At 44.7% G+C, this 13,707-nt stretch carries 8 protein-coding genes; 4 read left to right on the plus strand and 4 right to left on the minus strand.

The genetic code is table 11. The features are described 5' to 3' along the window. Window positions 1–352 precede the first annotated feature (352 nt). Together QT984_RS26930 and QT984_RS26935 are read right to left on the minus strand one after the other, a co-directional pair. Window positions 353–1,297 carry an NAD(P)-dependent alcohol dehydrogenase gene (locus QT984_RS26930; RefSeq protein ID WP_333238732.1) on the minus strand — a complete coding sequence of 315 codons (945 nt, stop codon included), beginning with the start codon at window positions 1,295–1,297 and terminating at the stop codon, window positions 353–355. A gap of 178 nt (window positions 1,298–1,475) precedes the next feature. Beyond that, window positions 1,476–3,650 (minus strand): EAL domain-containing protein, encoded by a 2,175-nt coding sequence (locus tag QT984_RS26935; RefSeq protein ID WP_333375310.1) that lies wholly within the window; start codon window positions 3,648–3,650, stop codon window positions 1,476–1,478. A gap of 266 nt (window positions 3,651–3,916) precedes the next feature. Here QT984_RS26935 and QT984_RS26940 point away from each other — a divergent pair, with 266 nt between their 5' ends. The 4 genes from QT984_RS26940 to QT984_RS26955 all read left to right on the plus strand — a co-directional run bounded on the left by QT984_RS26940 (window position 3,917) and on the right by QT984_RS26955 (window position 11,587). Continuing rightward, window positions 3,917–7,756 carry a PAS domain S-box protein gene (locus tag QT984_RS26940; RefSeq protein ID WP_333340584.1) on the plus strand — a complete coding sequence of 1,280 codons (3,840 nt, stop codon included), beginning with the start codon at window positions 3,917–3,919 and terminating at the stop codon, window positions 7,754–7,756. Window positions 7,757–8,154: 398 nt separating this feature from the next. Continuing rightward, complete coding sequence (locus QT984_RS26945; RefSeq protein ID WP_333055281.1) at window positions 8,155–8,913, plus strand: SDR family oxidoreductase; 759 nt, start codon at window positions 8,155–8,157, stop codon at window positions 8,911–8,913. A 136-nt stretch (window positions 8,914–9,049) separates the two neighbouring features. Next, complete coding sequence (locus QT984_RS26950) at window positions 9,050–10,147, plus strand: DJ-1/PfpI/YhbO family deglycase/protease (protein ID WP_333209606.1); 1,098 nt, start codon at window positions 9,050–9,052, stop codon at window positions 10,145–10,147. A gap of 735 nt (window positions 10,148–10,882) precedes the next feature. Next, window positions 10,883–11,587: a rhomboid family intramembrane serine protease gene (locus QT984_RS26955; protein WP_333375313.1), complete on the plus strand. Its 705-nt coding sequence runs from the start codon at window positions 10,883–10,885 to the stop codon at window positions 11,585–11,587. 377 nt (window positions 11,588–11,964) lie between these two features. On the opposite strand, the gene QT984_RS26960 is transcribed toward QT984_RS26955, so the two are convergent. Beyond that, window positions 11,965–13,341, minus strand: a complete 1,377-nt coding sequence (locus tag QT984_RS26960) for an Ig-like domain-containing protein (protein WP_333375315.1) — start codon at window positions 13,339–13,341, stop codon at window positions 11,965–11,967. A gap of 40 nt (window positions 13,342–13,381) precedes the next feature. Beyond that, window positions 13,382–13,707, minus strand: a 326-nt coding sequence (locus QT984_RS26965) for a hypothetical protein (RefSeq protein WP_333375318.1), incomplete at its 5' end; no start/stop codon positions are given.

Here is a 13,707-nt window from a genome sequence, read left to right on the forward strand (position 1 = left end):
CTATTTTCCTCGCTAACTTCTTCGTCTTCTAAGTTACTGACATCCACTAAATCATCGGCGATGGGTTCAATGCTGTTTTCCGGGCTAATTGCTTCGAGGTTGTTGTCTGAACCTTGTTCGGATGTCTCCAAGTTTGAGGGAGCAGTCATAGGAAATTGGTAATTGGTAAGGGGTATTGGGAAGAGGAAAGGGGTAATTGGAAAGTGGTAATTAATTGGAAATTGGAAATTGAGAATAGTTATTTCATAATTGCTCCGACTTCCTTCTTCATTCTTTATTCTGACATCAGCAGTAGAAGGAACGATCGATAATTAATCCGTGTATCCATGTCAAAATCCGTGTCGTGCCTTCTTTATTCAATCACGATCGCAATTTTGCCGATCGCGCGGCCCGTTTCGCTGTAAGCGTGGGCTGCTGCTACTTCTTGTAAGCTGTAAGTGCGATCTACAATCGGCTCCACTTTATCGGATTCTATTAACTCCCGCAAAGCCCCTAAATCGCTGGTGTTGGCATTGGCGACAATTAATTTAGCTTTTTTACCCGATATAAACCAGCTTGTTAACATCGGTGCGAAATTGTCTAAAATCGGCAAAGTCGAGATATAAACTCCCTCTGGTTGCAGCACTTTTTCGCATTCAGCAAAGGTTCTTGTCCCCACCGCATCTAAAATTATATCATATTTTTCTGGCTGTTGAGTAAAGTCAACTTCCGCGTAATCGACAACAAAATCCGCTCCCAAACTCTTGACAAATTCTCTATTTTTAGCACTGCAAACTCCCGTTACTTCCGCGTTCATTGCTTTCGCAACTTGCACGGCAAAAGTGCCAACTCCGCCGGAAGCGCCGTTAATCAATACTTTGTTTCCTGATTGAATTCCACCCAAATCCCTGAGCGATTGCAAAGCAGTTAAACCTGCGATCGGTACTCCTGCTGCTTCTGCATGAGTGATGTTTTTCGGTTTAATTGCTGCATCGGATTCTGGCACGACAGCGTATTCGGCGCAAGCACCCCCATTGATGGGATTTAAGAAAGTATAAACTTCATCTCCGGGTTGAAATTTGGTGACTTCCCCGCCGACTTCCACGACAACTCCCGATATGTCAGAACCGACTATTCGAGGAAAGTTAAATCCTGTTAATAGTTGCAGGTGTCCTTTGCGGATTTTCCAGTCTACGGGATTGACGCTGCTAGCGCGAACTCGCACTAACAATTCGTTGGATTTGGCGATCGGCTTGGACAATTCTCGGTACTGCAATTCCTCGGCTGAACCGTAGCGATCGAACGCAACTGCTTTCATGGCAAATTTTCCGGTTTATTTCCAATAGAAGATTCAATCCTTTACAATTACAGCACATTCGATCTAAATCTGACACAGCAAATTGAGCTAGCCTTGTAGCAGCGGGCGATCGACTCTTGGAGGTCTCCAGACAAGGGGCAGGCGTGAGGCAATGGGCCCGCTGGCGATCGTGCGATCGCTAGGGATTAAAGTTAATAGGGACAGGGCGGGCGATCCCATAACCTTGAGCATAATCTACTCCAATCTCCCGCAATTTTTCTAAGATAGTCTCATCTTCGACAAACTCAGCTATAGTTTCGAGATTCATCGCATGGGCAATACCATTAAACCCTTCAACGAGCGCTTGAGAAATCAAATTATGACTAATATTTTTGACAAAAGCACCATCAATTTTTAGATAATCCACTGGTAAATTCATTAGATAAGCAAAGGAACTCAACCCACTGCCAAAATCATCTAAAGCAAAGCAACAGCCAATCTTTTTGAGTTCGCCCATGAAATATCTGGCTTGCTCAAAGTTTGCGATCGCTGCCGTTTCCGTGATTTCAAAACCAATGGTTTGTGGGGGAACTTTGTAACGAGAAAATTGTTCTATTAAAAACCTCATAAACTGATTGTTACTAATGCTAGCCCCAGAGAGGTTTATCGTATACAAGCCTTGAGTAAGAACATCTTTCTCCGGCAATTTGTGATAATTAGAGAATAAAGTTTCGATTACCCAACAATCGATCTCTGTTATCAAGCCGTAACGCTCAGCGGCGGGAATAAACTCATTAGGAGATACTATTTTTCCATTTTCGTCCAGCATTCTGAGCAAAATCTCATAATGCTCTACTAATGGTTTAGAAGTAATAGAGACAATCTTTTGGTAGTAGAGACAAAAACGATTTGTTTCCAGCGCCTGGGTAATTTTGGAAATCAACTGTCTCTCACCACGTTGTTTAATTAGCTCGCTATCATCTAGACTATAAATATGAACACAGTTGCGGCCTCTGGCTTTGGCGGCATAACAAGCTGCATCAGCCGCTCCCAGAAGCTCCATCAAATTTTGGCTGGTTTGGTCAATAGCAACAACTCCAATGCTGACTCCGATGATAAAGGTTTGGCCATTCCAAATAAACCGAAACTGATGCACTAGGTTTTTGAGGTTTTCCGCAATTTGAGTTGCTTGAGAGAGCGAACATTGAGTGAGCAAAATACCAAATTCATCACCTCCCAAGCGAGCCAGCATATCATGAGCACGGACTCCCTGTTGAATAAGCGCGGTGATTTGGCGCAGTAGCTCATCGCCAGCAATATGACCTACGGTATCGTTAACGACTTTGAATTGATCTAAATCTAAATAACAGAGAGCGTGCTGGTGATTGCTATGTTTAACAGAGGCGATCGCATCAACTAGGTGCTGCTCAAATCTTCGACGGTTGATTAACCCCGTCAGGGCATCGTGATTCTCTTCCCAAGAGAGTTGACGGGTGAGATAGCGCGATTCCGTAACATCATGAAAGACCATGACTGCCCCGATAATTTGACCTTGGCGGTCTCGAATCGGTGCTGCCGAGTCAGCAATTGGATACTCGGTTCCATCATGGGCAATCAGAATAGTATTGCTAGCTAAGGTCACAATTCGCTCTTCTAATAGAGCCTTGTTTATAGGATTCTCTACTGTCTCTCGCGTCACTTGATCGACAATTAGAAAGACTGTCGAGAAATGAACTCCTTGAACCTCATGATTTTTCCAGCCTGTCAGTCGCTCAGCTATAGGGTTGAAATATCTCACATTACCTTGGGCATCAGTAGTAATAACCCCATCGCCAATGGATTGCAGTGTCACTTGAGCCAATTCCTTTTCGGCAAAGAGAGACTCTTCGAGACGTTGCCGTTCTTCAATTTCTATCAAGAGACGTAAATTCTGCTGTTGGAGTTTTTGTTGCAGCCTTCCGATAGTTAGGTGGGTTTCGACACGAGCTAATACTTCTTCGACTTGAAATGGTTTAGAAATATAATCAACTCCTCCAGCAGCCAGCCCTTGCACCTTATTAAAAGTTTCATTGAGCGCACTCAAAAAAATTATTGGAATCTCTGCGGTGCGCTCGTCAGATTTTAATTGTCTGCAAACTTCATAGCCATCTTGATCGGGCAACTTAATATCTAGTAAGATTAACTCCGTCGATGGCGATTGGGCGGCTCTGAGCGCCATTGCACCTGTCGTGGCACTACGAACTTTATAACCCTCTGCCCTCAAAGTATCCCTGAGCAGACGCAGGTTATCAGGCAGATCGTCAACAATTAAAATATTGCCTCGGTAGTTGGTAGCTCGATCGCTAATTCTATCGCTAGTTCTATCGACAATCATACTGATTTCCCTAGTTTCCTGCTAGAGGAATATAAACATATGCACAAATAGTATAGTTTAATTATTCGGTTAAAAGAGTCATTTTACCCACAAAGAAATCCTGCGAACCCGGAGATATTGGGCTGGCAAGGGGGCGCAACCATAAAAAATATGAATTATTCAGCTAGGGGCAGTCCCCCCGTGGTAGCCCTTCTTCGCTTCGCGTAACATTAGAAGAACATTGTTTCAAGCCAAGCAGCCGATTTATGAACAAGCGGAGTTCTCAAATGGCAAGTCTACTCGTCATTGCGATCGGGTGTCTCGTGCTGTTGGGTTGGCAATTTGACATCTCCCTACTCAAAACCGGTTTTCCCGGTATGACTTCGACCATGAAAGCAAACACGGCAATTTGCTTTTTGCTGGCTGGAGTTTCTTTGAGATTGTTGCAGTACCAAAAAACCAGACTGCACGATCGCATCGCTCAAGGGATGGCCGGATTGATAATGATCGTCGGTATGCTGACGCTGAGCCAGTATATTTTTGGTTGGAAGCTGGGTATTGATGAGTGGCTTTTCCGAGATTTCGTGTCTTCAGCGACTCCTTATCCGGGAAGAATGGGAATAAATACCGCCCTAAATTTTGTGCTGATGGGAGTAGCACTGCTACTGTTAGGGCAAAAATCCCAACGAATTACTTGGTTGGCTCAGATTTTTAGTAGTGTTGCAGCTTTAATTTCTCTACTAGCTTTATTTGCACACCTATTCAATGTCGATATTCTTGAACGTTTGGCCACAATTACGACGACTCAACCCGTAAACGCGATCGTCACATTTTTCATCCTCTATGGAGGAATTTTATGGCTCCGCCCCAAGGAAGGATTAATGCAAGTAGTAACCAGTCCCCTAGTTGGCGGAGTCATGGTTCGGTGGTTGCTGCCTTGGGCCACGATCTTTCCAGTGACACTGAACTGGTTCACTCTTCAGGGACAAAAGTTAGGCTGGTATAACGCTAATTTTGGCTATACATTGCGTTCAACTGTTATGGTTTTCACGTTCTCAATTCTCATTTTGGGGACGGCTCGCTTTTTGAACCAGATAGATTACAAGCGCCAACAAGCCGAAAAAGAAATTAAAAAACTTAACGAAAGTTTAGAAATTCTTGTGACTGAACGAACAGATGCTTTACAAAAATCGCAGGCTCGTTTTGCAGGAATTCTAGAAATCGCCAATGATGCAATTATTTCAGTCGATCGCACTCAACGCATTACTCTGTTTAATCATGGGGCAGAAATGATGTTTGGCTATAAAATTGAGGATATTTTAGGGAAGCCACTGAATTTACTGCTACCAGAACAGTTTAGAGATGCACACCCGCAGCATATCAAACAATTTGCACAGTCTTCTAGCAGAGCGCGAAGGATGGGAGAACGAAGCGAGATTTTGGGTCGTCGTCGAGATGGAACGCAGTTTGCGGCTGAAGCCTCTATTTCTAAGCTCGAAATGAGAGACGAAACGGTATTTACTGTTATTATGCGCGATATTAGCGATCGCCAAAAAATTGAGATGGCTTTACGAAACAGTGAAGAGCAGTTTCGCCATGCGTTTGAAGATGCCTCTATCGGGATGGCGATCGTTTCACTTGATGGGCACTGGATTAAAGTCAATCCTGCCTTATGTCAGATTATTGGCTACTCCTCAGAAGAGTTGTTAGCGTTAACTTTCCAAGACATTACCCATCCTGACGATTTAGAGGCGGATCTTAGTTATGTACATCAACTATTAGCAGGAACAATTTCCACTTACCAAATGGAAAAACGGTATTTCCATAAACAAGGACATATAATTTGGATTCTTCTTGATGGCTCGCTAGTACAAGATGGACAGGGAAATCCACTGCATTTTATTGCTCAAATCCAAGACATTACGGCTCGGAAAGAAGCTCAAAAAACGCTAGAGCTTCAAAGCGTTATCATGAATAACATGGCAGGAGGAGTTTGTTTAATCAAAGCCTCAGACCTCATGATAGTCTACACCAATCCTACCTTTGACGCTATGTTTGGCTACACAGAGGGCGAACTCGCAGGTCAATCCGTTGGTATCTTAAATTATGTCGATACAAAGGTTACACCAGATGTAACCGTTCTAGATATCGTCACTCAAATTGAACAGGCCGGGGAAGCGAAATATGAAGTCCACAATAGAAAGAAAGATGGAACTCTCTTTTGGTGCAGAGTTCATACATCCAGGTTTGAGCATCCTGAATACGGAACTGTATATGTTGCCGTTCAGGAGGACGCAACAGAGCTAAAACGGGCTGAGCAAGCCTTGCAAGCTACCACAAATCGCCTCAACTTTCTTCTAAACTACAGCCCCGTGGTCATTTTTAGCAGTAAACCTGCTGGCGATTATGGAGCAACGTTCATCAGCGAAAATATCAAAGATGTATTGGGCTACGAAAGCAGGGAGTTTTTAGAAGATTCTAAATTTTGGGTGAATCACTTACACCCAGATGATGTAGAACCAGTGGTTAATGGGTTAGCAAATCTATTCGTTAATGATTTTTACTTCCACGAATACCGTTTGAGTCGCTCCGATGGGGTTTATCGCTGGATGCTCGCTCAGCTTAGGCTAATTCGAGATGGTTCAGGTACACCAGTAGAAATCTTGGGATATTTAATTGACATTAGCGATCGCAAACAAGCTGAGTTGGAATTTCAGCAGGCAAATGAAGCAAACCAAGCCAAGACTGTCTTCCTTGCTAATATGAGCCACGAACTCCGCACCCCCCTCAACTCAATTTTGGGATTCACGCAATTGATGAGCTATGAGAGAAATCTGACTCCTTCTCTCCAAGAACGTTTACAGATTGTCAATCGTAGCGGTAGACATTTATTGGACTTGATTAACGATATTTTAGATTTATCCAAAATAGAAAGCGGACGGATGACCCTCAATCCTTCTGAGTTTGATTTGACAAGTTTGCTGACTTCTATTGAAGAAATGTTTCAAGTTAAAGTCCAATCTAAAGAAGTGCAGCTAATTGTCGATCGAGAACCCGACATTCCTCAATTTGTGCATAGTGACGAGAAAAAACTCTATCAAGTCTTGGTCAATCTGCTTGGTAATGCGATTAAGTTTACCAATCAAGGAAGCATCACCCTACGGGTAAGAACAACACAAATAGACAAAACATCCTGTCACCTATGTTTTGAAGTTGAGGATACAGGTGTCGGAATTGCGCCCACAGAAATTGAGAAATTATTTAAGGTTTTTGTGCAAGCCCAAGCTGGAAATAATTTGAGTCAAGGCACGGGGCTAGGTTTAGCCATTAGTCAAAAACTCGTCAAACTCATGGGCGGTCAAATTCGGGTTAAAAGCATTTTGAACCGAGGTAGCACTTTTTCCTTTGAGATTGGCGTACAGTTACCTCAAGCAGAATCCTTACCCCCAGAATCAATTAATCAAAAAGTAATTAGTTTAGCTCCTGGACAACCGAGTTACCGCATTCTTATTGTTGAAGATTTAGAAGAAAATCGCCGCTTGTTAGTCGAGATCCTTACCTCGGTTGGTTTTGAGGTGAGAGAAGCCAAACAGGGAGTGGAGGCACTCTCACTGTGGCAGAGTTGGCGGCCACACCTAATTCTGATGGATCTGCGAATGCCGATCGTCGATGGCTACACAGCTACTAAATATATTAGAGAACGCCCTGAGAGCCAAGAAACTGTCATTATTGCTTTAACTGCGAGTGTTTTTGAAGAAGATCGAGAGAAAGTTCTCATGGCTGGCTGTAACGACTTTATAAGCAAGCCATTTGAGCAGAGAGAACTTTTTGACAAAATCGCTAAATATTTGGGAGTGCAATATATCTACGAAGTGGTAGAACCAACTCCACAAAAACAATTAGTTGAAACGCTGTCTGTAGAAGATATATCCGTGATGTCCCCTCAGTGGTTAGAACAAATGTATCAAGCAGCTTACTATCTCGATACCGAAGTTATGAACGAATTAATCGTACAAATTCCCGAATCAAAAGCAAGTTTGTCCCAAACACTAACTGATTATATCAATAATTTTAATTCCGATCGAATTATGGAGATCATTCGACCTTTGCTGCCTAATCCACTGTAGTTATCGAGTTTAATGACAAAGAAGCTATAGTGCTGTAAGCAGTGGCTATATTTCTAATAGAAACCAACAGGGGAAAGGATTTGGAAGTTTTTGGAGAGGTCTATTGCAGATATCCATCAGCATGAGGAAATGGCATACACATTAGATGGTATGTGCTGTATCATAGAGCAATTATATTTCGTGTGTGAAGGGGATTTATTTTTTTATTAACCGCAGAGGGCGCAGAGGTCAATCGATTTTAGATTTTAGATTTTAGATTTTAGATTGACTTGCGCGAGATAAATGCGGGGGCTTGAGGATTTTAGATTTTAGATTTTGGATTGATTCCACGGATAAATCACGTGGCGGGTACCATCAAGAAATTCTTGGTCACAGAGAAAGAGAAAAGAGAGACATAAATGATTGATTTAACCGGAAAGGTAATTTTAGTAACTGGTGGCTCGAAAGGGATTGGTGCAGTGACGGTGCGGACTCTGGTTAATGCTGGGGCCGAGGTGATTTTGCATTACTTTCGCAGTCAGGAAGAAGCTGAAGCGGTGGCAGCAAGTGTTGCGCGCGATCGCTGTTATTTATTGGCAGCAGATTTGATGGTGGAAAACGCGGCCTCGACTTTGTGGCGAGATGCTTTAAAATGGCGGGGCCATATTGATATTTTAGTTAATAATGCGGGGATTATGCAGTCAGCGGGTATAGAGGACGAGTTCGATATTTGGTCTTCAGCTTGGCAGCAAACTCTACAAGTGAATTTAATTGCCGTTGCCGATTTGTGCCGGGAATCTATTCTGCATTTTCAAACTCGCCGGGTCGGTACAATTATTAATATAGCAAGTCGCGCTGCTTTTCGCGGCGATGACCCGAATTATCTGCACTACGCCGCTTCTAAAGGTGCTATTGTTGCTTTAACTCGCAGTATTGCTAGAGGGTTTGCGGCTGATAATATTTTGGCTTTTACAGTTGCACCGGGATTTGTTAGTACAGAAATGTCTAATCAGTTTATTCAGGAGTTCGGTGAAGCTGATATTATTCGCGATATCCCGATCGGCAAAATCGCTCCTCCTCAAGATGTTGCCAATGTTATCGCGTTTTTAGCATCCGGTTTGGCTACGCACGCTACCGGGACTACGATCGATATTAACGGAGCCTCTTATGTGCATTGAGACAATTCCTGTAAAATACCTCTCAAGGCTCACGCTGACATCTTTTAAAACTAACTAATTTATCACTTTAGCAAGACGCTAACAACATCATAAATCATTTATGCTTAGAACAAAGATAGTCTGAGGAAATTTGATTATGACAACCCATAACGGTAGCAACACAAAACGAGTTGCCATACTCATTGAAAATGGAGTTGAAGATTCCGAATTCCTAGTTCCTTACAACGCCTTAAAACAAGCAAATTTTGATGTAGTTGTCCTCGGTTCGCGGACAAACGAAAAGTATGCAGGGAAACAAGGAAAAGTTGCTCAGCAAGCTGACGGAACTACCACTGAAGCAGTGCCCGCAGAATTCGATGCAGTGATAATTCCCGGCGGCATGGCTCCAGATACAATGCGGACTAATCCCAACACAGTCAGGTTTGTACGAGAAGCATTTGAGCAAGGAAAAATCGTCGCTGCTGTTTGCCACGGCCCGCAAGTTTTGATTGAAGCCGACTTGCTGAAAGGCAAAAATGCGACTGGTTTCTTGGCAATTAAAACAGACATGATCAATGCCGGAGCTAACTACATTAACGAAGCTTTAGTAGTTGACGGCAACTTGATCACTTCCCGCCAACCGGGAGATTTAGCAATATTTACTACCGCCATTATGGCTCGCCTCGGTTACGGCGGAAAAGCAGTCGGTTTGCCAGAAGAAACTGATACAAATGCAGAATGGTGGAAATTAGCTAATGGTTGGGGAGGTTCTACACAAGGCGACATTGTTAAAGGTTTGAATACCGCCCTCGCAGGGGAACGCTATGCTTGCGAAGCCTTTGAACATTATGCGGAAAAAACCCAAGACAGCGATTTGCGATCGCTCTTGAGAGAAATGATTCAAAACAAACAGCACCACATCATCGCTCTCGAAAGTCGCCTCAACGATTTTGGTGAAAAACCCTCAATTCCTGCCCAAATTGCTGACAAGTACGCTAAATTAAAAGCTTCGATGCAAGGAAGCGATGAAACGTTCTTAATGCGGAGCACTCTCGGTGATTTGCAAACCGGTGTTGTCGATATCAACAACTTGCGGGTGAAGTTCACAGATCCTGTATCAACGGCCATTTTTACAGAAATAGAATCGGATTTGTCTAAGTGTGAACAAGTCGTTGCTAAACTCTTCCGCGCCCGTGCAGTTTCCCAGGAAATCAAGTCGCCTAAACCTTCGACTAGCCCTGCTGTAAAAATGTAATCAGCAAGGGGATAAATAAGTTTGTAGTTTGGTTGAAATGTGAAAACCAGTACCAATATCGCAACTACAAACTTCCTCTGCAATCCTACAATATACGCCTTTGCGGTAAAATAAAACCCAACACTAAAAAGCAGATATTCAACTAACTGCAAGGTGGAGGGTTTTATTCAATGGGTTTTATTATTATTTCACCGGGACACGGGGGGTTTGAAGGAAGCTTGTTGCATCCGGGGGCGGTACAAGCCCCCCGATTCATCCGTGTACAAATAAAAAATATAGTATCCGATAAGCAGCCCCCGGATACCTCCGTAATATCATGTCCGATGGATTAATACTAATTATAAAAAATCATGCAACAGTAGCTGTAGGGTGCGTCGCTACCCTTAAATTATCAAAAAAAGCGACTATCTTACAGCGACGCACCTTACTCATAACTGTTGCATGATTTTGGAGAAGTGGTATAACCCTAGTATCCCGGTCGGGGCGGGTTTTTGAGATTGTCAATTATTGGCAGGTATTGTTGGTGAACCCGCCCCTACAACAATCGCGTTCCCTCGACCGGAAATGATATGAGGTCGCTTTCTTCAATTCTTTAAATCTTCAATTCTTTAAATCCAAAATCTAAAATCTAAAATCTAAAATCGATTGGCTTGTTCCCTCTTCCTTTAGACAGGAGACACCTGGGCTATAAATGCGCTACTGTGTTGCCAATATTTTGATGAGGAAAAAAAGGCTGTGGTTCCCTTACGCGATGAAAATCCCATTAATATCACTCCCTACGTCACCTACGGGCTGATTGCCGCAAACATATTAGTATTTTTGTACGAACTCAGTTTGGGCGATCGACAATTAACCGAATTTTTCTACTCTTGGGCCGTAATTCCTTGCCAGTTAAGCAATATGTGTCGGGTGGCTCTGCCAGTTTCGCCATTTCCCGAATGGACGACACTAATTAGCTCCCAATTCCTGCACGCAGGCTTTCTCCACATTGCCGGAAATATGTTATTTTTGTGGATTTTTGGCAACAACGTAGAAGACCGTTTAGGACACATCAAATTTATAATATTTTACCTTACTTGCGGCGTTTTAGCATCACTAACTCAGTGGTTTTTTTCCTCAACATCTGCCATTCCGTCCCTAGGTGCTAGCGGCGCGATCGCAGGCGTGATGGGAGCTTACATTCTCAGATATCCCCAAGCCAAAGTCCTGACACTGCTGCCCTTGGGAATCTTTATTACCACTGTCAGAGTCCCAGCTTTCTTCTTTCTAGGATTTTGGTTTGCACAGCAAGCATTGAGCGGCTTGGCTTCCTTGAATGCCCCGGCAAGTGTCGGCATGGAATCCGGGGGAGTTGCCTACTGGGCCCACGCCGGTGGCTTTGTTTTCGGCGCTATTCTCGGCCCTTTGTTGGGACTTTTTTCTGAAGATAATCGGATTTGATTTTTCACCGCAGATGAACGCAAATTAACGCAGATCAACGACAAACAAAATCGGCGTTTATCTACGTTAATCTGCGGTTTCAAACTTCTGATTTTTGTCAAAGTTCGGTGCTATTCTCTGGCATTTGTTGGGATTGTTTTCTGAAGATAATCAGATCATGTCCGAGGGAGGGAGCGCGATTAAAAGGGCGGGTTTTTGAGATTGTCAATTATTGGCCGATATTTTTCGTGAACCCGCCCCTACCGTATTAGGGGTAATCAACCGGACATAATATCACATTTACGTTTTTACCACAGATAAACACAAATTAACGCAGATAAAGCCAACAAAATCGGCGTTTATCTGCGTTAATCTGCGGTTTAAAACCTCTTATCTTCCTAGATAAACGTCAAGTCAAATTCCGAAAGAGAAGAAACCCCAGTTACACCATTTAACTTCGCCAAAATGCGAGAATCGCTGCCGGTGAGGTTATTGCCATTGCCGTCATAAATGATGTAAGTATTGCCGCCGGAATCGTAGGCAAACAAGAAAGCACTTCCTCCCAGAATATTTGCAGAAACCGTTGTCTGCACATTCAGCAGAACTTGGGTGTTACCGCTAAGATTCGCAAATCCGGGGGCAAAATTAAACTGATCGGCGATCGGCACACCGAGACCGCTAAAATCAGTAATCACATCGTATCCGCCCGCTGCGATCGCAGCCTCGATCGCCGCCGAAGAAGACGCATCAAAAGCCGGCCCACCTTGTGCAGGGCTGGTATAGCGGAATTGATTGCTGCCGCCGCCCCCTGTCATGGTATCTGCGCCGAGGCCGCCTACGAGCACGTCGTTATCCAAACCGCCGTTAATCGTATCGTTGCCGCCTTGACCATCAATAGTATCGCTGCCCGACAAACCGTCCAAATTGTCCGGCAAAGAACCCCCCACTAAATTGTTAGGCCCGCTATCAGCCGGCAAGATTTGAACGGTGACAGTACCTACGCCCGGAACTGTCCCGAATCCGTCGCTGACGCTGTAGGTGAAAGCAGTTGTACCCGCTACGTTGCCGGGGATGAATTGCACTTGAGAGACAAGATTTACAGCTACGCCCAGTTGTGGTGTGCTGACATTGATAATGCTGAGTGTCCCTTTTTGCGGACTGGAATCGTTCGCCAGTACGTCGATGAAAGTGGGCAGCAAATTATTCGTATTGGTAAAGACGATGCCGTCATCGACAGCAATCGGCGACAGAATAGTTGGAACAGTTACGGAGGTATCGAAAGAATTGATGTTAATTGCCACTGACGCTGCTGCGGTGCCACCTTGGTCGTCAGCTACGCTGTAGCTGAAAGAACCGGCTTGCCCGATCGCGTTTGTTCCCGGTTGAAATGTCAGCCCAAGTAAATCCTGAACGGTTAACTTTTGGTTCACGGTGACTGGGTTCGTACCCGTAATTACCTGACCAAAAGTAGGATTGGGAAGTCCGACTACCGCGATCGACAGCGGCTGGCCCTCCGGGTCGCTAGGCGCCGAAATGCTCAGAGACAGAGGCAAATTCTGCAAACCAGTCACCGTCTTGCCCGCTTCCACGATCGGCGGCTGGTTAGGAGTCGGAGATGTAAAACTCGGCGGAGTCGGCCCGCCGCCCAAAGGCGGAGGAGTTGGGGGCGCAGCAGTGGGAGTGGGGACGATCGAAGGACTCGGACTTGGGGTTGTCCCGCCCGCAGTCGGACTCGGACTCGGACTCGGACTCGTACCCGGAACCTGTACCGGCAATGGATCCGTTGTGGGGTTCGTTGTTGTGCCTGTTATGGGGTTAGTTGTTGTACCCGTTGTGGGGTTCGTTGTTGTGCCTGCTGGTGTTGGAGTTGTGGTCGCTGGTGTTGGAGTTGTGGTCGCTGGTGTTGGAGTTGTGGTCGCTGGTGTTGGAGTTGTGGTCGCTGGTGTTGGAGTTGTGGTCGCTGGTGTTGGAGTTGTGGTCGCTGGTGTTGGAGTTGTGGTCGCTGGTGTTGGAGTTGTGGTCGCTGGTGTTGGAGTTGTGGTCGCTGGTGTTGGAGTTGTGGTCGCTGGTGTTGGAGTTGTGGTCGCTGGTGTTGGAGTTGTGGTCGCTGGTGTTGGAGTTGTGGTCGCTGGTGTTGGAGT

The organism is Microcoleus sp. Z1_B2 (assembly GCF_036700325.1).
GTDB lineage: Bacteria > Cyanobacteriota > Cyanobacteriia > Cyanobacteriales > Microcoleaceae > Microcoleus.

What these genes read in the sequence shown, in the direction of transcription:
- QT984_RS26930 (WP_333238732.1), bottom strand. Translation starts at nt 1,297, where the DNA reads ATGAAAGCAGTTGCGTTCGATCGCTACGGTTCAGCCGAGGAATTGCAG.
- QT984_RS26950 (WP_333209606.1), top strand. Translation starts at nt 9,050, where the DNA reads ATGACAACCCATAACGGTAGCAACACAAAACGAGTTGCCATACTCATT.
- QT984_RS26940 (WP_333340584.1), top strand. Translation starts at nt 3,917, where the DNA reads ATGGCAAGTCTACTCGTCATTGCGATCGGGTGTCTCGTGCTGTTGGGT.
- QT984_RS26945 (WP_333055281.1), top strand. Translation starts at nt 8,155, where the DNA reads ATGATTGATTTAACCGGAAAGGTAATTTTAGTAACTGGTGGCTCGAAA.
- QT984_RS26935 (WP_333375310.1), bottom strand. Translation starts at nt 3,650, where the DNA reads ATGATTGTCGATAGAACTAGCGATAGAATTAGCGATCGAGCTACCAAC.